16 protein-coding genes are annotated in these 21460 nt (G+C 52.6%); 15 read left to right on the top strand and 1 reads right to left on the bottom strand.

Annotated features, from left to right (window positions below):
• Positions 1-6 precede the first annotated feature (6 nt).
• The 9 genes from prfB to argH all read left to right on the top strand — a co-directional run bounded on the left by prfB (position 7) and on the right by argH (position 10966).
• Positions 7-1117, top strand: a protein-coding gene (gene prfB, locus AC0YNW_RS24430; protein WP_387478828.1) for a peptide chain release factor 2 whose coding sequence is annotated in 2 segments (ribosomal slippage) — positions 7-78 and positions 80-1117 — 1110 coding nt in all. Because the reading frame shifts where the segments join, the coding sequence is not laid out codon by codon here.
• 107 nt (positions 1118-1224) lie between these two features.
• The gene (locus AC0YNW_RS24425) at positions 1225-2097 is read left to right on the top strand and encodes a YitT family protein (RefSeq protein ID WP_387478907.1); all 873 of its coding nucleotides are present in this window, start codon (positions 1225-1227) and stop codon (positions 2095-2097) included.
• Positions 2098-2457: 360 nt separating this feature from the next.
• Positions 2458-3507 carry an N-acetyl-gamma-glutamyl-phosphate reductase gene (gene argC, locus AC0YNW_RS24420; protein WP_475834257.1) on the top strand — a complete coding sequence of 350 codons (1050 nt, stop codon included), beginning with the start codon at positions 2458-2460 and terminating at the stop codon, positions 3505-3507.
• 37 nt (positions 3508-3544) lie between these two features.
• On the top strand, positions 3545-4786 hold the full coding sequence (gene argJ, locus AC0YNW_RS24415; protein ID WP_475834144.1) for a bifunctional ornithine acetyltransferase/N-acetylglutamate synthase: 1242 nt from the start codon (positions 3545-3547) through the stop codon (positions 4784-4786).
• Between the two features lie 38 nt (positions 4787-4824).
• The gene (gene argB / locus AC0YNW_RS24410; RefSeq protein ID WP_475834143.1) at positions 4825-5628 is read left to right on the top strand and encodes an acetylglutamate kinase; all 804 of its coding nucleotides are present in this window, start codon (positions 4825-4827) and stop codon (positions 5626-5628) included.
• A 6-nt stretch (positions 5629-5634) separates the two neighbouring features.
• A complete protein-coding gene (locus AC0YNW_RS24405) occupies positions 5635-6822 on the top strand; it encodes an acetylornithine transaminase (RefSeq protein WP_475834142.1) in 1188 nt (395 codons plus the stop codon).
• Between the two features lie 334 nt (positions 6823-7156).
• Positions 7157-8113 (top strand): ornithine carbamoyltransferase, encoded by a 957-nt coding sequence (gene argF / locus AC0YNW_RS24400; protein WP_475834141.1) that lies wholly within the window; start codon positions 7157-7159, stop codon positions 8111-8113.
• Between the two features lie 40 nt (positions 8114-8153).
• Positions 8154-9389 (top strand): argininosuccinate synthase, encoded by a 1236-nt coding sequence (locus AC0YNW_RS24395; protein WP_475834140.1) that lies wholly within the window; start codon positions 8154-8156, stop codon positions 9387-9389.
• A gap of 161 nt (positions 9390-9550) precedes the next feature.
• Positions 9551-10966: an argininosuccinate lyase gene (gene argH / locus AC0YNW_RS24390; protein ID WP_475834139.1), complete on the top strand. Its 1416-nt coding sequence runs from the start codon at positions 9551-9553 to the stop codon at positions 10964-10966.
• Between the two features lie 583 nt (positions 10967-11549).
• Here the strand turns inward: argH and AC0YNW_RS24385 are convergent.
• A complete protein-coding gene (locus AC0YNW_RS24385; protein WP_475834138.1) occupies positions 11550-12995 on the bottom strand; it encodes a VanW family protein in 1446 nt (481 codons plus the stop codon).
• A gap of 369 nt (positions 12996-13364) precedes the next feature.
• Here AC0YNW_RS24385 and ftsE point away from each other — a divergent pair, with 369 nt between their 5' ends.
• From ftsE to uvrB, 6 genes are all read left to right on the top strand, one after another.
• Complete coding sequence (gene ftsE, locus AC0YNW_RS24380; protein WP_387478849.1) at positions 13365-14051, top strand: cell division ATP-binding protein FtsE; 687 nt, start codon at positions 13365-13367, stop codon at positions 14049-14051.
• Positions 14041-14958: a permease-like cell division protein FtsX gene (ftsX, locus tag AC0YNW_RS24375; RefSeq protein ID WP_387478851.1), complete on the top strand. Its 918-nt coding sequence runs from the start codon at positions 14041-14043 to the stop codon at positions 14956-14958. The genes ftsE and ftsX overlap by 11 nt, the downstream gene beginning before the upstream one ends.
• Positions 14959-14973: 15 nt before the next feature.
• The gene (locus AC0YNW_RS24370; RefSeq protein WP_387478854.1) at positions 14974-16197 is read left to right on the top strand and encodes a murein hydrolase activator EnvC family protein; all 1224 of its coding nucleotides are present in this window, start codon (positions 14974-14976) and stop codon (positions 16195-16197) included.
• Between the two features lie 164 nt (positions 16198-16361).
• On the top strand, positions 16362-17828 hold the full coding sequence (locus AC0YNW_RS24365; RefSeq protein ID WP_475834137.1) for a S41 family peptidase: 1467 nt from the start codon (positions 16362-16364) through the stop codon (positions 17826-17828).
• 100 nt (positions 17829-17928) lie between these two features.
• Positions 17929-19227 carry a PDZ domain-containing protein gene (locus AC0YNW_RS24360; protein ID WP_475834256.1) on the top strand — a complete coding sequence of 433 codons (1299 nt, stop codon included), beginning with the start codon at positions 17929-17931 and terminating at the stop codon, positions 19225-19227.
• A 242-nt stretch (positions 19228-19469) separates the two neighbouring features.
• Positions 19470-21455: an excinuclease ABC subunit UvrB gene (gene uvrB / locus AC0YNW_RS24355; RefSeq protein ID WP_387478916.1), complete on the top strand. Its 1986-nt coding sequence runs from the start codon at positions 19470-19472 to the stop codon at positions 21453-21455.
• Positions 21456-21460 lie beyond the last annotated feature (5 nt).

Genomic DNA, 21460 nt, shown 5'->3' with positions numbered 1-21460 from the left:
GAAGCCATGATAGACATTACGGTCAAACAGGATTTGCGTGAAATGGCGAAGCGTCTCCAAGAACTTAGGGGGTCTCTTTGACTTAGATCTGAAGCAGGAGATGATCGCCAACTTCGAAGAGAAGATGTCGATGCCCGATTTCTGGGACGACAACGAGCGGGCGCAAGCACTCATTTCCGAACTGAACGCGGTCAAGTCGGTTGTAGAGAAATATGCGAAGCTGAATAACGACCATGAAGAGCTGCAGATGATGCTGGAGCTGGCCGAGGAAGAGAATGACGAGTCCATGGAGCAGGAGCTGAGCGAGGGTGTCGAGCAACTGCTGGGCCGGGTAAGCGACTTCGAATTGCAGCTTCTGCTGAATCAGCCTCATGATAAGCTGAACGCTATCGTAGAGCTGCATCCGGGCGCGGGCGGCACAGAGTCCCAGGATTGGGGCATGATGCTGTACCGGATGTATACGCGCTGGGCTGAGAAGCGGGGCTTCAAGGTCGAGGTGCTGGATTATCATGACGGAGATGAGGCTGGTATTAAAAGCGTCACGATGCTGATCAAAGGTTATAACGCATACGGATATTTGAAGGCTGAGAAGGGCGTGCATCGTCTTGTGCGCATCTCGCCGTTCGATTCCGCGGGACGCAGGCATACATCCTTCGCCTCCTGCGACGTCATGCCGGAGATCGACGATACCATCGAAATCGAGATTCGGTCGGAAGATCTGAAGGTCGATACGTACCGCGCAAGCGGCGCCGGCGGACAGCATGTCAATAAGACAGAGTCGGCGATCCGGATTACGCATATGCCGACAGGCGTCGTCGTTGCTTGTCAGCAAGAGCGCTCACAGATTGCGAACCGTGATCGGGCGATGAAGATGCTGAGGTCGAAGCTCTACGAACGGAAGATCGAGGAGCAGATGAAAGAACTGGCCGAGATTCGCGGTGTGCAATCGGACATCGCGTGGGGCAGCCAGATTCGTTCTTACGTATTCCATCCCTATAGCATGGTCAAAGATCACCGCACCTCAGTAGAGACCGGTAATGTAGGCGCCGTAATGGACGGCGACCTGGATGCGTTCATTGACGGATACTTGCGTAACCAGATTCGTCACGACGCTTAATGAAAGATACACGTTTTGCATAGCATAGAGGAAGAGTTCCAACACTGTAATGGTGAGGGAACTCTTCTTTTTGGAATAAGGAGATGATACGAGTGGAAGTGGGAAAGATGAGACGCGGTGACCTGGTAAAGCGAAGAAATCCGCAAGCGCAAATCGTATGGAACATTATGCAGTTATTGCTTGGGGCAATGATTGTAGCGCTGAGCTTCAACATGTTTTTGGTGCCTAACGGCATTGCATCCGGAGGTGTGTCGGGTATTTCGATTTTGGTGCAGAAGCTGACCGGTATTATTCCAGCGTTAACGCAATGGGCGATTAATATTCCGTTGTTCATTGGAGGTCTGCTGCTGCTCGGACGGAAGTTTGGCGCCAAGACGCTGCTCGGCACATTATTGCTTCCGTTATTCGTCTTGTTGACGGCTTCTGTGCCCGCACCGACAGATAATCCGATCTTGGCTGCCATCTACGGCGGCATCGGGGTTGGCCTCGGCCTTGGACTGGTATTTCGCGGCGGCGGTTCTACAGGGGGCCTCGACTTGGCAGCTCAACTGCTGCATCGGTTTACCGGCTTGCCATATAGCTTGGCTGTTGTCTGCTTCGATGGCTGCGTCATTATCGCCGCCGGATTTGTCTTTTCGCCGGAAACGTCGCTTTACGCGTTGATCGGATTATTTGTAACCAGCAAGACGATCGATTTTGTGCAAAATGGCCTTCAGCTTTCCAAGGTAGCGTTCATTATCAGTGAGCATACGGAAGAGGTGGCGCAAGCTATTCTTCACGATTTGGACCGCGGCCTAACTCGCTTGGACGGTCATGGCGGATACACCGGCGCAGGACGCACCGTACTGATGGTCGTTGTTGGACAGAACGAGGTATCTAAATTGAAGCAGCTGGTCAGATCTATTGATTCAGGCGCTTTTGTCATTATTAGCAATACGGCTGAGGTGCTTGGGCAAGGTTTCAAGCTGGAAAATAGCTAAGGAACAACGCTGGCTCGAGCGTCGTGATGATTAAAGCGTTTGCCTTGCTTTCTGGCAGAAAAAGACGGCGAATTGGCGTTGTATTAATATTAGTATGACTGTATAATAATACACAACGAACTTATATTTCCACGAACTTCTGAATGATGTACAATAAGAAGTTGTAGATAAAAAACCAGGCTTTTCCTAGAGTACGGACGAACTTTCATTCGGAACGACATGAGAAAAGCGCTATACATAAAGCCGAAGCCCGTGCGATTGCTGCCGGAGAATCGGCTTGCCAAGATTAGAGCCGCACTCTGAAGCTGACGGGGTCATCCGTCGATCCAGCAGCGGTTCGCTAGTGGGGAGAGATGCATGATGGGCAAGAAGATAGGTGTAGCAATTGTTGGTTCTACCGGTTATGGCGGGGTGGAATTGATGCGTCTGTTGGAGTCGCATCCCTATGCGGAAGTGACGTCAGTCATTTCGTCCTCCAGCGCGGGAACGCCGATTGCGGAAGGATATCCGCATCTGACCGGCATTCGTGAAGAACTGCTGGACGGCGTGGATGCGCAGGCAATCAAAGCTAAGGCGGACGTCGTATTTCTGGCTACGCCTGCGGGTGTGGCATCCAAGCTGGCTCCGGAGTATTTGGAGGCCGGTCTGAAAGTGATTGATCTATCCGGCGACTTCCGTCTCAAGTCTCCTGCGCTGTACGAGCAATGGTACAAGAAACCTGCTGCGGATGAGGCGTATTTACAAAAGGCGGTATTCGGTCTGGCGGAGATCTACGGTGAGAACGTGAGAGGCGCCGATTTTATCTCCAATCCGGGCTGTTATCCGACAGCAACGCTGCTTGGACTCGTACCGGCGATCAAAGCAGGCTTTATCGATCCGGCATCGATTATTATCGATGCGAAGTCTGGCGTCTCCGGCGCAGGCCGCGGGGCATCTCTGGGCACGCATTATTCGGAATTGAACGAGAATTTCAAGGCTTACAAGGTCAATCAGCATCAGCATGTGCCTGAGATCGAGATGGTGTTGTCCGATGCGGCAGGTACGCCTATTGTGACGACGTTCACGACTCATCTTGTGCCAATGACGCGCGGCATTATGTCGACGATGTATGCAACCGTTAAGGATAACAGGAGCCTTGGCGATTTTATTGAATTGTATAAAGAGTACTATGAGGGCCGCCGTTTCGTACGTATTCGTCCGGAAGGACAATGGCCAGGAACGAAGGAAGTATGGGGCTCCAATTATTGCGATATCGGCTTTGCGGTGGATGCGCGTACGAACCGGGTTACGATTATTTCCGTTATCGACAATCTGGTGAAGGGCGCGGCAGGCCAAGCCATTCAGAACTTAAATCTTTTGATGGGCTGGGATGAGACGTCAGGTCTCCAATTTGTTCCTGCTTATCCGTAATCATATTTCATTTCATAAGAGGGAGAAACGATTCACGATGGGACAGGACACTGCGTCAACTCCGTTCAAAGTAGTAGCGGATGGCTCGATTACGACGCCTAAGGGATTCCGGGCCGGAGGACTTCATTGCGGTTTGAAAAAAACAACACGCCACGATCTGGGAGCGATCGTCTGCGAAGTGCCAGCAACGGCGGCGGGCGTCTATACGACGAATGTATTCCAGGCGGCCCCTTTGCAAGTGACAAGAGAAAGCATCGCAGCAGAAGGCCTGTTGCAGGCGGTGCTCGTTAATAGCGGCAATGCCAACGCTTGTACTGGCGAGCAAGGCGATGCAGACGCCTATGAGATGCGTGCCAGATTCGCTGAAACAATCGGCGTTCCGGCTGACCATGTAGCGGTAGCGTCAACGGGCGTAATCGGCGAAAATTTGAAGATGGACAAAGTCCGCAGCGGCATTGACGCTTTGCCTTCCCAGCTGGATGGCGGGCAGCCGGGCGCGGACGGCTTCTGCCAAGCGATTCTGACGACTGATCTGGTGCAGAAGATGGTATGCGTGGAGCTAGAGCTTGATGGCAAAACCGTAACAGTTGCAGGCGCTGCCAAAGGTTCAGGCATGATCCATCCCAATATGGCGACGATGCTCGGCTTTGTGACGACTGACGCGAAGATTGGGAGCGAAGCGCTGCAGACTCTTCTTCGCCAGGCGACGGACTATACGTTTAATATGATTACAGTTGATGGCGATACAAGCACGAACGATATGCTGGTTGCTATGGCGAGCGGACTGGTGGACCATGCCGAGCTTACGCCTGCGCATGAAGGCTGGGCGGCATTCGCTGCCGCGCTGCGTTATGTATGCGAAGTGTTGGCCAAAGCGATCGCGAGAGACGGAGAAGGCGCGACGAAGCTTGTTGAGGTTCAAGTGCATGGGGCGGTCAGCGACGATTCGGCTGCTGCGATTGCGAAGACGGTGATCGGCTCCTCCTTGGTGAAGTCGGCTGTATTCGGAGCCGATGCCAACTGGGGCCGCATCATTGCGGCGGTTGGCCGTGCGGGACAGCCGGTTAACCCGGCTACGGTCGATATCCGCTTGGGCGACATCGTGACACTTCAGCAATCCCGTCCGGTGGCATTCGACGAGGAAGTGGCACTGGAATATTTGAAGGGCGATACCGTTGTAATCGTTGTCGATCTTCATAATGGGGAAGGCTCTGCGACAGCTTGGGGCTGTGACCTGACCTATGATTACGTCCGCATCAATGCGGCATATCGGACTTAAGGAGCCTGTAAGGCTGCAGGGTGGAGGATGAAGCAATAATGGAACAGCGGTTTGTGATGAAATGCGGCGGAAGCACGCTTGCGGCTTTGCCGGACGACTTTTTCGGAGAGCTTCGGGAGCTGCAGCAATCCGGCGTGAAACCCGTGATCGTGCATGGCGGCGGACCTGCCATTTCGGAGACGTTGACCAAGCTGGGCATTGAGACAGAATTCGTGAACGGCCTGCGCAAGACTAGCGACGATGTGCTGGATGTCGTGGAGATGGTGCTTGCCGGTCGAATCAATAAAGAAATCGTACGCAAAATCGGAACGAACGGCGCGCAGGCGCTGGGCTTGTCGGGTGTGGATGGCGGTTTGATCCAGGCTCGTCCAGTTGCCAACGCGTCCGAAATCGGCTTTGTAGGCGATGTAACGGATGTCGAATCAGGCATTATTGAAGGCATTATGGGAATGGGCTACATTCCGGTTATTGCGCCGATCGGAATCGACGCGAATGGACAGCGCTACAACATTAACGCCGATACAGCTGCGGGAGCGGTCGCTTCCCATCTGGGTGTGGAGCGGATGATTGTTGTCACGGATGTGCCGGGCATCTTGAAGACGGTGAACGGGGAGAAGCAAGTGCTTCCTTCGGTTACAGTGGAAGAGATCGAGGAGATGATTGCAAGCGGCGAAATATACGGCGGCATGATTCCGAAGGTTCGGGCTGCCATTCAGTGCATTCAAGGCCGCGTGCGCGAGGTCGTCATCGTAAGCGGGCAAGAGGCTGGCGTGTTGACACGGGCGGTACGCGAAGGCGGAGTCGGAACAAGTATCGTACAAAGCAAGCAAAGGCAGGTGTAATGATAGATGAGCGAGAATAAAACAGCTGCGGCTGGAGCCTCATTGCTTCCTACATATGCGCGGTATCCCCTCACGCTGATTAAGGGTGAAGGAAGCTGGCTGTGGGATGACGCGGGCAACCGCTACCTGGACTTTATGAGCGGCATTGCCGTCACCAATCTGGGTCATGCGCCAGCACGTATTAAAGAAGCATTGGTGCAGCAGTTGGATCAGCTATGGCATGTGTCCAACCTGTTTCACATTCCGAATCAAGCCGATGCAGCCAAGCTGCTGACGGACAATAGCTGCGGCGACGCCGTATTCTTCTGCAATTCGGGCGCGGAGGCGAACGAAGCGGCGATTAAGCTGGCACGTCGTTATCAGCAATTGGTCCAGAACAATGGACGTTATGAAATCATTACATTTGAACAGTCGTTCCATGGTCGCACGCTAGCGACGCTGACGGCTACAGGTCAAGCGAAAGTGAAGGAAGGTTTTGCTCCGCTGCCGGAAGGCTTCAAGTATATTGCTTATAACGATTTTGCAGCCCTTGAAGCAGCGGTTAGCGACAAGACGGCAGCCATCATGCTGGAGATGGTCCAAGCGGAAGGCGGCATTCATCCGGTTGACCAGACTTATATTCAGCAAGTTGCCGAATTGTGCAAGCGCGAAGGCATTCTGCTCATCGTCGATGAGATTCAGACAGGTATCGGACGCACGGGCAAGCTATTCGCCTACGAGCATTTCGGTATCGAGCCGGACATCTTCACCTTGGCAAAAGGTCTCGGCAGCGGCTTCCCGGTAGGCGCGATGGTCGCGAAGGAGAAGCTGCGTGAAGGCTTCAGCGCAGGCAGTCATGGCTCTACCTTCGGCGGTACGCCGATCGCAACGGCGGTCGTGAAGGCGACGCTGGAGACCATCGTCGGCGACAGCCTGTCTGCCAGAGCGGCAGTGCAAGGTGAATATCTCATGTCGCAGCTTCGCGAGAAGCTGGCGGGATCGAGCTTTGTGAAGGAAGTTCGCGGCCTCGGCCTGCTGGTCGGTATTGAATGCGCAGGACCGGTAGCGGATGTTATCGCAGATGCACAGAAGCGTGGTTTGCTCGTGATTACAGCTGGACCGAATGTCGTTCGTTTGCTGCCTAACTTGCTGGTAACTAATGAAGAGATCGATGAAGCTGTATCTATACTGGCGGAGCTTTTGAGCGCTAGATAATTAATTAGTGGATTTATAATATGTCTTTTGAGCCAAGGGAAGCGGAAAGAACCAATTGTTATGGAGAAACGAAGTGTTCGCCTTTGCAGACGGCAGGTTACCTTAGCAACCCAAATTCAAAACCTGCGGGCTGCAACAGCGATCGGAATAATAATTGGTTCTTGTAGCGGATTTCTTGGACCAAATAAGTGCAACTTTTATTGTCATGCTTACGAAGTGGTTTTACTCAAGCAAAACCTAAGTAACGCTTACGAAGTAAGGTTTGCTCCGCAAACCTAAGCTTACGCTTACGACGTGGTTTTGCTCACGCAAAACCTTTAGGAGGGAAAACATCATGCAAATAGTGAACGAAGAAATAGCCCATAGCTTGAAAGGGCGCGACTTTTTGATGCTGGTTGATTTTACGAAGGAAGAGCTGCACTACCTGATCAACCTGGCTATCGATCTGAAAAGAAAACAGAAGGCCGGCGAAACCCATCACATTCTGAAGGGCAAGACGCTAGGCATGATTTTTGAGAAATCGTCGACGCGCACGCGCGTTTCATTCGAAGTAGGCATGTACCAGCTCGGCGGACAAGGCTTGTTCCTGAGCAGCAACGATCTGCAAATCGGCCGCGGCGAGACTATCTGGGATACCGCTCAGACACTGTCCCGTTACCTGGATGGCATCATGATCCGCACATTCGCGCACCGCAAAGTGGTAGAGCTGGCTAGAGGCGCTACAATTCCGGTCATTAACGGTCTGACAGATCTGTCCCATCCTTGCCAAGCGCTGGCCGACTTCCAGACGATCTATGAGAAGAAGGGCACGCTGGAAGGCCTGAAAATGGCGTACATCGGCGATGGCAACAATATGGCTCACTCGCTTATGATGGGTGCTGCCAAGCTGGGCATGCATATGTCCATTGCAACGCCGGAAGGCTACGAGCCAGACTCTGATCTGGTTCAACAGACGAAAGCGAACGCGGCTGAGACAGGCTCCCGCCTTGTTATCTGCCATGATCCGAAGGAAGCTGTTGCCGATGCGGACATCATCTACACTGATGTATGGGCGAGCATGGGTCAAGAAGCAGAGCAGAAGGAACGCGAGCTTGCTTTTGCGAATTTCCAGGTGAACGACGAGCTGGCGAAATATGCGAAGAAAGACTTCCAATTCATGCACTGTCTTCCTGCGCATCGCGGCGAAGAAGTAAGCGAAAGCGTCATCGACGGCGCACAATCCATTATTTTCGACCAGGCAGAAAACCGTCTCCATGCGCAAAAAGCGATCATGGCGGCGATCATGTCCTAATGACATATATTTTATAAGTGAAGGGATGTAAGAGGAGATTATGGCAAAAGAAAAAATCGTGCTGGCTTACTCCGGCGGCTTGGATACTTCCGTTATTCTGAAATGGCTCAAAGAAACATACGACGCCGAAATTATCGCTTTTACAGCAGATATCGGACAGAAGGATGAACTTGATGGACTGGAAGAAAAAGCGCTGGCAACAGGCGCTTCCAAAGTGTACATTGACGACCTTCGCGCTGAATTTGCAAAAGACTTTATTTATCCGATGTTCCAAGCGGGAACGCTGTATGAGGGACAATACCTGCTCGGCACTTCCATCGCGCGTCCGCTAATCGCGAAACGCATGGTGGATATCGCTCGTGCGGAAGGTGCGACGGCAATCGCTCACGGTGCTACCGGCAAAGGCAACGACCAAGTTCGTTTCGAACTGACGGCTGCCGCGCTGGCGCCAGAAATCGGCGTTATCGCTCCATGGAGACTGGAAGCATTCCGCGAGCAGTTCCCTGGACGCGCCGAGATGATCGCTTATGCCGAGAAGCATGGCATTCCGGTTACAGCATCGGCAGCGAAGCCGTACTCCACAGACCGCAACCTGCTTCATATCAGCTTCGAGAGCGGCATGCTGGAGGACCCTTGGTTCGACCCAAGCGCCGAGGAGAATGAAGACATGTACGTGCTGAGCGTATCGCCTGAGCGTGCGCCAGACCAAGCGGAATATGTGGAATTGACGTTCGAGCAAGGCGACTGCGTTGCCTTGAACGGCGAGGCTATGAGCCCTCTTGAAGTCATGGAGCAACTGAATGAGCTGGGCGGCAAGCATGGCATCGGCCGCGTCGACATGGTCGAAAACCGTTTTGTCGGCATGAAGAGCCGTGGCGTATACGAGACGCCGGGCGGTACGATTCTGTTCACTGCTCATCGTAAAATGGAATCTCTGACAATGGACCGCGAAGTGATGCATCTTCGCGACTCCCTGATCGCGAAATATAGCCAGCTTGTCTACAACGGCTTCTGGTTCGCTCCTGAGCGTATTGCTTTGCAAGCGCTCGTGACAGAATCGCAGAAGAACGTAAGCGGCGTTGTACGCCTCAAGCTGTACAAAGGCAACGTAATCGGTGCTGGCGTGAAGAGCCCGGTCAGCCTGTACAACCCGGACATCGCAACGATGGAAGCCGATCCGTCGCAAGCATACGATCAAGGCGATGCAACAGGCTTCATCCGTCTGAATGCGCTTCGTCTGAAAGTTTCCTCTGGCGTAGAGCAAAGCAAAAACTAATAGCCGGATAAGGGCGGAAGCTTGTGAAGCATGAGCGCCGGGACTGCTCAGCAGTCTTGGCAGAGGACTTAAGGGGATGCGGCCGAACGCTGCTTGCTCCTCGGCCCTCGCATGCTGAACGGCTTCCGTTCCCTTGCATTCGGAAGGGAGTGCTGGATACAGTGAGCAAACTATGGGGCGGTCGTTTTACGAAAAAGACAGACCAGCTGGTAGAGGAATACACAGCTTCGATCATGTTCGACAAAGAGCTGGCCGAGGAAGACATTCAAGGCAGCCTTGCGCATGTCACCATGCTGGGCAAGCAGGGCATCCTGCCTGCTGATGATGTAGAGAAAATCAAGGATGGCCTTCATCGCGTGCTTCAACGCATTAAGCGCGACGATATCGAGTTCTCCATTGGCGACGAAGACATCCATATGAATATCGAAAAAACGCTGATCGACGATGTAGGTTCCGTAGGCGGCAAGCTGCATACAGGCCGCAGCCGCAATGACCAAGTTGCGACAGACATGCACTTGTGGCTTCGCAAACGCGTTGTGGAATTCGTAGATATGCTGCAGAAGCTGCAATTCGCGCTAGTTGAGCAAGCGAAAGCGAATACCGACACGATCCTGCCGGGCTACACGCATCTGCAACGCGCGCAGCCGATCTTGTTCGCTCATCACCTGATGGCGTATGTATCCATGTTCGGCCGCGATATCGAGCGTTTGCAAGACAGCTACAAGCGGATCAACGTATTGCCGCTCGGCGCTGGCGCATTAGCAGGCACGACGTTCCCGATCGATCGCCATTTTGTGGCGAGCCAATTGAAATTCGATCGCGTGTATGAGAACAGCCTGGATGCAGTAAGCGATCGTGACTTTATCTTGGAATTCCTTTCGCATGCCTCCATCATTATGATGCACTTGTCTCGTCTGAGCGAGGAGCTCATCATGTGGTCCAGCACGGAGTTCCACTTTGTTGAGCTGGATGATGCGTTCTGCACAGGCAGCAGCATCATGCCGCAGAAGAAGAACCCGGATGTGCCGGAGCTTGTTCGCGGCAAGACAGGTCGCGTCTACGGCAACTTGGTCGGCTTGCTGACCGTGCTGAAGTCGCTTCCGCTTGCTTACAACAAGGATATGCAGGAAGACAAAGAAGGCATGTTCGATACGGTGAAGACGCTGCAAGGCGCGCTTCAATTGTTTGCGCCGATGATAGCTACGATGAAGGTCAATACGGACCGGATGCGCCAAGCGGTCAACCAGGATTTCTCCAACGCAACGGACATCGCCGACTTCCTCGTGGGCAAAGGCATGCCGTTCCGCCAAGCGCATGAAGTAATTGGTAAAACCGTACTGTACTGCATCGAGCAAAACAAATATTTGCTGGATCTGAAAATCGAAGAGTTCAAGCAGTTCTCCAGCTTGTTCGACGATCGCATCTATGCGGTGCTTCAACCTGAGCAAGTCGTGAACGCCCGTAATGTGTACGGCGGTACAGCGAAGCAGCAAGTCGAAGCGGCCATTGGCCGTGCCGACGTGGCGCTCGCAGAGACAGCGGCATGGGTCGTAGAATATTTGGAGCGCAGCAGATAACAAGTGAACAAGATGTCTTGCCGCACTCATAGGCCGTACCCCATTATGGGGTACGGCTGGTATTGGCACGACGTAGACGCATAGAGTGTTACAAGCAACAAAAAAGACGGGGCTTCAGCTTCAGCCTCCGTCTTTTTTTTGTTGTCAAGGTAATTGAATCTACGTTGCTGCCAGATACAAGTCGCTTTCACCGACGTGTGCCTCTGACCCGGTCCGTGTAAGTCGGCACAACCGATCTAAAGCCTGCGAACCCCTGACTCGGTCCATCTAAGTCGGCGCAACCGACTTAAAGTGTGCGAACCCCCGATTTGGTCCAATTAAGTCGGCGCAACCGACTTAAAGTGTGCGAACCCCCGATTTGGTCCAATTAAGTCGGCCCAACCGACCTAAAGTGTGCGAACATCCTGACCTGGTCCATTTAAGTCGGCGCAACCGACCTAAAGCGTATGAGCACCTGACCTGGTCCATTTAAGTCGGCACAACCGACTTCAAGCTCCCATTTCACTTCATAGCTCCCGTCTAAGTTTTTGCCTGGTCCTTTTCAGTCGACATATCCAATCTAACTTCCAACACCCGTAATCGATCACAGCCCATCCTCAACCAGTGAATCGCCGGGCGACGGCGCAGCTTGCGGAGAAGGAGTTGCGTTAAGCGAGGCCGGACCTGTCTCGATTAGCGTAGGCTGGGCGCGATAGGTGTCTTTGGACACACGCTCGCGTTTGATAACCTTGCCGTCCCGTAGATGCGTACGGTAGGTTTCTACGATGTAACCGGGTTTACCTTTCTCCACGACAACCGTTTTTCCTACCGGGAGAGCCGGGTTGACCGATTGCTGCGTTTTCGGAGAGAGGGTATCCAGCGTGACGGATTCGATTTCGTAGCTTTCGTTGCTGGGCATGGTACCGAACAGCTTAATAGTCAGCTTCTTATTTTCCACCGACGTACGGATGAGCAGGCTTTTTCCTGTCGTGTTGCGGAATTTGAAATCTATCGCATCCGTCGCATAGGTCGCATCGTGTCCAAGCGGGAGATAGGCGACAGGCAGTGAATGATTGCGTCTTTCTTCAATGCCGAGTCCCGCACGCAGTATAGCTTGATAGAGGGTGCTGGATACTTGGCAGATGCCTCCGCCGATGCCGGGCACGAATTTGCCGTTGAGTATTACAGGGGCTTCGCGATAGGTATGCTCCTTCTCCGCTTTTGCAATCAGTTCACTATAAGCGAACACTTCGTCCGGCTTCAAATACCAATCGTTCAGCGTCTTTGCTGTAACGCTCACATTATGCGAACGTCCCTCTGCGCTTGAACTGAAGTCGGTCGTAAAGGACATAATGAGCCGATCGATCCCTTCATTCTTCAACTTCTCCAGTGTGATATCGGGATGGATCGTACTTATGGGCAGTTCGGCCACCATGGTGCCAAGATCATCCGTTACTTCTTGCCCGACTTCGTTCTCCTCCAGCAGAACCCATAGATCGGCTTCTTGCACCAGACCAGCCAAGTCTAATCGATAGGCATCAGTATGGGACGTGTAGATGACTTCGTCCTGCTTTGTGATTTCCCGCGAAGCATTCTGCGGCGAGTTGTTCTCCACCCAGCTCCATTGCTTACGAAGAGCGGACTCGAACGCGCTTTTTTCCCAGCTTTGCGACAGTGCGTAATGGTCAGGGAATTGATAGCGATAGCGAGCGCGTTCCCATAGGCCTCCCTTCTTTAACTGCAATAGGGCGTCCCTTACCCCGGTGAACTCTGCACGATACCCAAATTCGGATACAAGCCAGCTTCGGCTGTCCTTTGCAACCTGGTTCGCCTGCACGGTAATACTGCGCTTCTCTAATGCTTTCTCATACTTATCCAGCAAGGCGATAGCATCGTCAATGTACATGCCGCCGATTTGCAGCTTGCCTGCGGTCACACCTTCGGGGACCAATTCCTGATTGGCGTACTTCCATACCACGACGAATCCTGCTGCTGCCGCAAACAGCACAACGGCCAACAATCCCCACAACACCCACTGCAGCTTCCTCATGCCAAAGCACCCTTTCCCCGCATTCACACATTCCTACATCCATATGCGATTGTGCATCTCTTCATGCCGCAGGTACCTTCGCGTGCTGGCGAAACAACGAAGGCGGAATTTGCAGCGTTGCACTTGTCTCGCCCATACCGGAAATCAGCTGATTACCAACCGCAGCCAATTCGATCCTACGCCTCTACCATCATGCTGAGCCCTAAGCTGGCTCTATCAGGTTTACATTAAATGGAGGGAATTGCATCGTATTTCGACAAAGCCTTCGATAATGAGAATCATGAAAAAAGCGGAAAGCTCGCTTGAATTGAAGGAATTAGCCGCAAGCTGTCGAAATACTAAAATTGACTACATACAGGATGTGATACTGTGATCGAAATGCACGACATATGGAAGACGTACGCTGACGGAACGAATGCACTTCGTGGCGTATCTGTTCGAATAGATCGAAATGAGTTTGTTTATGTCGTCGGCCCATCCGGCGCCGGCAAGTCTACATTTATGAAGCTGATTTACCGTGAAGAAGTGCCGACCAAAGGCCAGCTATCGGTAAACGGGTTTAATATCGGCAAGCTGAAGCCTCGCAAAATCCCATATGTCCGAAGAAATATCGGTGTGATCTTTCAGGATTTCAGGCTGCTGCCGAAGCTGACAATATACGAAAATGTCGCTTTTGCGATGGAAGTAATCGAAGCCCCGCGCAGAGTGATTAAGAAACGTACGATGGAAGTGTTGGAGCTTGTCGGATTGAAGCATAAGCATAATTCTTTGCCGTCCCAGCTATCGGGCGGTGAGCAGCAAAGGGTGTCGATTGCCCGGGCAATAGTGAACAATCCGTCGGTAATTGTGGCGGACGAGCCTACCGGGAACTTGGACCCGGAGACTTCGGCAGGGATTATGAACCTGCTGGAGGAGATCAACTTCCGTGGTTCAACGATAATTATGGCGACACACAACAAGGAAATCGTAAACAGCATGCGCAAGCGGGTCATTGCCATAGAGAACGGCCTGATCGTCCGTGACGAGGCGAGAGGGGAGTACGGTTATGAAATTTAGCACAATCTTGCGGCATCTGCGCGAGGGTGCCAAGAACATCATTCGAAATGGCTGGATGTCATTTGCATCAATGAGTTCGATCTTTATCTCGTTGTTTATATTAGGTGTTTTTGTCCTGCTGGCACTGAATGTCAACTCCATGGCGGACCAGATCGAGAGCAGGGTTCAAATAAGAGTGTTCTTACAGACGGATGTGGAGCAAGCCAAGGTGACGGAAGTACAGAACAAAATCGGAAACCTGGAAGAAGTTAGCAAAGTGAAGATCGTATCCAAAGAAGAAGGACTTAAGATCCTACGCGATGCGATGGGCGTCGAAAACGGGGATTGGCTGGAAGGCTACAACAACGAAAACAATCCACTCCCTATTTCTTACACAGTAGAGGTGTATGACCCGCAGTCGGTTGAGACAGTGGCGTTGAAAATTGATGGCATCAACAAAGCGGATGAGACCAGTCCGATTAACCAAATCAAGTATGGGCAAGGCACCATAGAGACTTTGTTTAAAGTGACCAATGCGGTTCGCAATATCGGATTTGTTCTCGTCATCGGCCTTGGCGTAACAGCTATGCTGCTTATTTCCAACACCATTAAGATGACGATTATCGCAAGACGCAGAGAAATCGGCATTATGAAGCTGGTGGGCGCGACGAATGCGTTTATCCGCTGGCCGTTTTTCATCGAGGGGGCATTGATCGGCTTTGTCAGTTCGGTACTGACGACCGCGGCCGTACTCGGCAGCTACGCCCAAATTATTAAGCTCACGAAGCTGGACTTATCACTTATGATGGTCAACCTGATTCCGCTGAAGGAAGCGGGAATGAATGCAGCATTGTTAATTATGGCAATCGGCACATTGATCGGCATTTGGGGCAGCACCATTTCGGTACGAAAGTATTTGAAAGTGTAGGTGAATGGTTCATTTATGAAAAAGATAAGCGCGTTTATCATAGCTGTGACAATACTCGCCGTGTTTGTTCTGCAGCCTTCTGGCGGCAGCGAGGTCAAGGCGGCTTCGCTATCCCAAATCGAGAAGGATATTAAAGCGGCCAACCAGCAAATCAAGGAAGCAGAGCGCAAGGCAGCTAATGCAGCCAAGGATGCAAAAAATGCAGAGGCGCAGAAGCTGACGATATCCTCGAAGAAAGAAACGCTTCAGAGTGAAATCAGTGCCCTGAATAAAGAAATTGACAAAGTTGCCATTGCTTTGACGAAGAAGCAAGGGGAGAAGAAAGCGAAGCAAGAGGAGCTGGTGCAAACCGGCGTAGAGTTGGAGGAGGCTATTATACGGGTTGAGGAGCGCGAGGCGCTTCTTGAGACTCGTATGCGCATGATGTATTCGAACGGTTTTGTATCTTACATGGATGTGCTGTTTAGCGCAACAAGCTTTACGGACTTCCTCGATCGGTTCGATGCCTTGCAGACGATCCTGAGCTCAGACCGCGATATTCTGACTGCTCATAAAAAAGACCAAGCTCTCGTAGAGGAGAAGAAAGCCGATATCGAGGAGCAATATGCGGAGCTGGAGGCGCTCTATCATGAGCTTGAGCTACAGCAAGCCGATCTGGTCAAGAAGGAAGCAGACAAGGAAGTGCTCGTTGCTTCTTATAATGAAAATTTGACCCAGCTGTCCGAGACGCTTGAAATGCTGGAAGTCATCAGCGAAGAACAGGAGAAGCTGCTCGTCCAGTTGGCCGCGAAGGTATCTAAGCTGAATGCTGAGAAAAACCGCATCAAAAATCCGTATACTGGCGGCAAGCTCGGCATGCCGATCCAAGGCAAAATTCGCGTAACCTCAAGTTTTGGCACTCGGACTCATCCCATCACGGGCAAGAAGCATACGCATACCGGGATTGACTTCGGCGCGCCGCAAGGCACGGCCATCTATGCCGCTGAATCTGGTGTCGTTATCGTATCGCAGCTGTGGAGCGGTTATGGCAACTGTATCATCATCGATCACGGCAACGGGCTATGGACATTGTACGGACATATTCGCAACGGAGGTCTTCTTGTTGACGTAGGCGATCAGATCAAGAAAGGCCAGAAGATCGCTGAAGTCGGCAGCACAGGCAATTCCACCGGACCGCATCTTCACTTTGAAGTACGCAAAAACGAAGTACCGGTCAATCCGAGCGGATATTTGAAATAATAGGCCATCATACAGCAACAGCAAGCGGCAGCCCAGAATTGGGCTGCCCTTATTATTCAAGGCGCATCAAGCTCGAATTGGCATTGCCGCAAATAATTGCCTTCCGCTTGTCATATACTATTGGGGTCATGAAAGCTGGATAACAATGAAGGTGGTGTACCGAGGTGTATTTCAAGGGACGTACGGTTTTTGCTTTTGTCATGGTGACGATAATCGCCTCCGTACTGGTGACGATGACGCTTGCGGATCAATGGATTCAGCATGGAGCTCAGCGTCCCGCGTCTGCTGTAGCTGCAGCTGCTGCCGCAGATGAACAGGGCCGCTATCAGTTGAGTGCGGACGAGCTTGCCAAGCTGAATGCGGTGCTGGAGTTAATTGAGTCCAAATATTACGAGGATGTCGAGCGCGAGGAATTGCTGGATGGCGCAGTCAGCGGAATGATGAAAGCGCTGGATGATCCGTATTCTGTCTATATGGAGAAGGAAGTTGCACAGCATTTCTCGGAATCGATTGAAGGCTCTTTTACCGGAATTGGTGCGGAAGTGACAACGGAGGATGGGAAGATCATCGTCGTATCTCCGATTAAAGGCTCGCCTGCCGAACGTTCAGGCCTGCTTGCCAAAGACGTGCTGATCTCAGTCAATGGCGTCAGCTTGAACGGTTTGAACCTGCAGGAAGCTGTCACGAAGATTCGCGGCCCGAAGGGAACGAAAGCGAAAATCGTTGTACAGCGCAGCGGCTTCTCGGAGCCAATTCAGCTGGTGCTCATTCGCGATGATATCGATGTGGAGACCGTCCACGGTACAATGAGACCGGACGGGATTGGCGTAATCGAAATTCGCCAGTTTTCGCTCAATACTGCTAAACGGTTCAAGGATGAGCTGGAGAAGCTGGAGGGCGAAGGGATGAAAGGCCTGGTCCTGGACGTGCGTAATAATCCAGGCGGCGTTCTTCCTATTGTCGTCGAAATCTCGCAGCTGATGATGAAAGAAGGCTCCACCGTCGTTCAGGTCGAATACCGGGACGGGAAGCGGGAGAAGACGCAGGCCAAGGGCGGCTCACAGAAAGACTACCCGATTGCCGTGCTTACCAACAAAGGGAGCGCCAGTGCCTCGGAGATCCTGGCAGGCGCATTGCAGGAGGCGGCCGGAGCAACGGTTATTGGTGAGCAGTCCTTCGGCAAAGGAACGGTTCAGGTCAGCTATAACAAAGCACTTGGCGATGGAAGCCTGCTTAAGATGACGATTGCGAAGTGGCTAACGCCTGACGGCAACTGGATTCACAAGAAGGGCATCACTCCGAATCAGATCGTCGAGCCGCCGGATATGTATACGGTCGCCAGAATGAATGTGCTTGAGCCGCTGAAGGCCGACAGCCTGAGCGAGCAGGTTCGCAGTGCTCAGATCATGCTCCACGGACTTGGATTTGACCCTTCACGCGAGGACGGCTACTTCGACGAAGAGACCGTTGAGGCTGTGAAAAAGTTTCAGACGCAGCATCAGCTTCCGGTGACCGGAGAGATTGATGCCAAGACTGCGGCGCTGCTGGAGCAGGCCGTTGTGAAGTGGATTCAAAATAAAGATAACGACGTACAGCTTCTGGAAGCGGTAAAGTCTGTCAGCAGGAAATAGGCTAGCAGGTGTCGAATAAATACAAGGTTGGCTTCGCGTAGTCGGGGCCAGCCTTTTTCATTGGAAATCGGACAGATTGGGGAGTGTTCGCTTGGAGACGGTGCTGGCTATGCTGCAATTGCTTGCGGAATCCGCTTTGCAACTGCTGATACAACCTTTTTATTATATAGCGGTATTATTTATCATCTTGCAATATAGCAGGCAAATGAGAATGGAGCGGCAGCTATTTGCGGTCAAACTTCATAGCTGGATTAATCTGACCGCAAAGGCGGTGCTGACTGGATTATTGGCAGGACTTGCGGTATCGGTCACAGGAGCGTTCATAGGCTCTACGCTTACACCTTCCGCTGTTCTCTGGTTATGGGCGGTTGCAGCGGTACTGATGCTGATTCGCATCCGATATCTTTGTTTTGCTTATAGCGCGGGTATCATTACGCTCTTGCAATGGGGCTTCTCTTTCACTCCGCTTGCGGAACGGACGGACTGGATCGGCAGTATGGCCGCCTCGCTTGCTCGCGTAGACGCAGCAGGATTGCTGCTGCTTGTGGCTCTGCTGCATCTTGCGGAAGCGATACTGGTCAGGCTGCAAGGCAACCGGCTGTCAACGCCGCTCTTCCTTGAGGGCAAACGCGGCAAGCTGGTTGGCGGCTATTTGCTCCAAGGCTTCTGGCCTGTGCCGCTATTCCTGCTCGTTCCGGTGACCGATTCGGTAAGCGGCAGCGTCTCGACTACGAGCCTGCCCTGGATGCCGCTCTTCGGCGCGGATTGGTCGCAGGGCTGGACATTTGTCGCGCTGCCGATGATTATCGGCTTTACAGAGATGACGCGGACGATGCTGCCGCAGGTCAAGGCCAGACATGCCGCACAGGGGCTTCTCATCTACAGCCTCCTTCTGGCTGGAGCGGCGATTGCAGCCTGGTGGCAGCCTGCCTTGCTGCCGCTTGCGGCGGCCGCATCCATCTTGCTGCATGAGGCGATCGTCTGGCGGAGCAGGCTCGCTGAGTCGAAGCGAACGCCGTTGTACGTGCATGACGCGCGCGGGCTGCGCATTCTCGGTGTTGTGCCGGGGACGCCTGCTGAAGCAATGGGCCTTATGGCTGGCGAGATTCTGCATAAGGTGAACGGGACGCACGTGCTCACCAAGGAAGAGCTGTATAGCGCGCTTGCGATTAACTCTGCATTCTGCAAGCTGGAGATTTATAATATCGAAGGTGAGCTGAAGTTTGCCCAGCGGGCCAGATTTGCCGGCGAACATCATCAGTTAGGGGTCATTCTGGCACCGGATGAGCAGGCGAATTATTATGCCGCGACCGGACCGGCTTCGATTGTTGGACTGCTTCGCGGCATGAGGGCGGCGAATCGCAGAGGCAAGGGCGAGGCACGCGAAAACAATATGTAAGCAGAAAGATGTAACAGGGCTGTTCGTGAGGGTGCGGGCAGCCCTGTTGTTGTTTCCGGCAACTGGAAGAAGCAAATTGGAAAAAACGTGAGATCATGCGTTGCGCGAATAAAAGGTAAGAGCTATAATAAATGGGAACACATATTCCTATGATGTGCTGTGCCTGATTTCCTTAGAAGGCATTTGACTATAATGATAATAGATAGAGAAGGTTAGGAGGATAAGGAGTGACGGAGAAGGACATGAGCGACCGATTATTTGAAATCAAGTCCGAATATAGTCCGCAGGGCGACCAGCCGAAGGCGATTAAGGAACTGGTCGAAGGCGTAAGGGCCGGCATGCGGCATCAGACTCTGCTCGGTGCGACAGGTACGGGCAAGACGTACACCATTGCGAATGCCATTCAGGAGCTGAACAGGCCAACGCTCGTCATTGCGCACAACAAGACGCTGGCCGCGCAGCTTTGCAGTGAATTCAAATCCTTTTTCCCCGACAATGCGGTTGAATATTTCGTTAGCTACTACGACTACTACCAGCCAGAAGCCTATATCCCATCCACCGACACCTTCATCGAGAAGGATTCCAGTATCAATGATGAAATCGATAAGCTGCGCCACTCCGCTACAAGCTCGTTGTTCGACAGGCGGGATGTCATTATCGTAGCCAGCGTATCCTGTATATACGGCTTGGGCTCTCCGATTGAATACGGCAGTCTTGTGCTGTCGCTTCGTGTAGGGATGGAGAAACCCCGCGATACGATTCTGCATAAGCTCGTGGATATTCAGTATAAGAGGAATGATATTAGCTTCACGCGCGGCACATTTCGGGTAAGAGGGGATATCATCGAGATATTCCCGGTGGCCAACAACGAGAGAGCTCTTCGCGTCGAGCTGTTCGGCGACGAGATCGAGCGCATCTCAGAGATTGATGTGCTGACGGGCGAGATTGTGGGGGAGCGCCAGCATATTGCTATCTTCCCGGCATCTCACTTCGTAACCCAAGAAGAGACCATGAAGCTGGCGCTCGTCAATATCGAGCGCGAGCTGGAGGAGAGGCTGGCGGAGCTGCGGGAGGCCGGCAAATTGCTTGAGGCCCAAAGGCTGGAGCAGCGTACTCGGTATGACCTGGAGATGATGGCGGAGATGGGCTTCTGCTCTGGAATCGAGAACTATTCAGGACCGCTTACGTTCAGGGAACGCGGCGCGACACCGTATACGCTTCTCGATTATTTCCCTGACGACATGCTGGTAGTGATAGACGAGTCTCATGTATCCTTGCCGCAGATCCGTGCTATGTTCAACGGTGACCGGGCCCGTAAGGAGATGCTGGTCAATCATGGCTTCCGACTGCCGTCAGCTATGGATAACCGTCCGCTTCGATTCGAAGAGTTCGAAGAGAAGACGAAGCAATTGATCTACGTATCTGCGACGCCGGGACCTTATGAGCTGGAGCATTGTCCGACCATGATCGAGCAGATTATCAGACCGACGGGACTGCTTGATCCCATTATCGAGGTTCGTCCGACGAAAGGCCAGATTGATAATTTGCTGGAGGAAATCCGAGACCGGATTTCGAAGGACGAACGCGTGCTGATCACGACTTTGACGAAGAAGATGTCGGAAGATCTTACTGACTATCTGAAGGAAGTCGGTATTAAGGTCCGTTACCTGCATTCCGATATCAAGACGCTGGAACGGCTAGCTATTCTAAGGGATCTTAGGCTTGGCGTATTCCATGTGCTGGTGGGCATTAACTTGCTCAGGGAAGGACTTGACCTTCCGGAAGTGTCACTTGTTACCATTCTTGATGCGGACAAGGAGGGCTTCCTTCGTTCCGACAGGTCGCTGATCCAAACGATCGGACGGGCGGCCCGGAATAGCGAAGGGCGAGTCATCATGTACGCCGATAAGATGACGGATTCGATGGATCGCGCCATCAAGGAGACGGAACGCCGCCGGGCCATTCAGATCGCATATAACGAGAAGCATGGCATTGAACCGCAAACGATCCGCAAGCGTGTCCATGATGTAATTGAAGCTACGAAGGTCGCCGAGCAGAAAGCGGATTACCTCGCTGGAGCGGGCACAGACAAGATGTCGAAGAAAGATCGCCAGTCACTCATCGAGCGTCTGGAGAGCGAGATGAAGGAAGCGGCCAAGAGCTTGCAGTTCGAACGTGCTGCAGAGCTTCGGGACGCGTTGCTTGAGCTTCGAGCCGAGATGGGATAGTAGGA

Source organism: Paenibacillus sp. J31R120 (assembly GCF_056269225.1).
The sequence above is the reverse complement of the archived record's forward strand: the minus strand, read 5'-3'. Positions and strand labels throughout refer to the sequence as shown.

Excerpts from the sequence above, each read along its gene's own strand:
- argJ (WP_475834144.1), top strand. The coding sequence starts at position 3,545 with ATGGGACAGGACACTGCGTCAACTCCGTTCAAAGTAGTAGCGGATGGC.
- argB (WP_475834143.1), top strand. The coding sequence starts at position 4,825 with ATGGAACAGCGGTTTGTGATGAAATGCGGCGGAAGCACGCTTGCGGCT.
- AC0YNW_RS24405 (WP_475834142.1), top strand. The coding sequence starts at position 5,635 with ATGAGCGAGAATAAAACAGCTGCGGCTGGAGCCTCATTGCTTCCTACA.
- uvrB (WP_387478916.1), top strand. The coding sequence starts at position 19,470 with ATGAGCGACCGATTATTTGAAATCAAGTCCGAATATAGTCCGCAGGGC.
- AC0YNW_RS24370 (WP_387478854.1), top strand. The coding sequence starts at position 14,974 with ATGAAAAAGATAAGCGCGTTTATCATAGCTGTGACAATACTCGCCGTG.
- argC (WP_475834257.1), top strand. The coding sequence starts at position 2,458 with ATGGGCAAGAAGATAGGTGTAGCAATTGTTGGTTCTACCGGTTATGGC.
- ftsX (WP_387478851.1), top strand. The coding sequence starts at position 14,041 with ATGAAATTTAGCACAATCTTGCGGCATCTGCGCGAGGGTGCCAAGAAC.
- AC0YNW_RS24425 (WP_387478907.1), top strand. The coding sequence starts at position 1,225 with ATGAGACGCGGTGACCTGGTAAAGCGAAGAAATCCGCAAGCGCAAATC.
- AC0YNW_RS24385 (WP_475834138.1), bottom strand. The coding sequence starts at position 12,995 with ATGAGGAAGCTGCAGTGGGTGTTGTGGGGATTGTTGGCCGTTGTGCTG.
- AC0YNW_RS24395 (WP_475834140.1), top strand. The coding sequence starts at position 8,154 with ATGGCAAAAGAAAAAATCGTGCTGGCTTACTCCGGCGGCTTGGATACT.
- argF (WP_475834141.1), top strand. The coding sequence starts at position 7,157 with ATGCAAATAGTGAACGAAGAAATAGCCCATAGCTTGAAAGGGCGCGAC.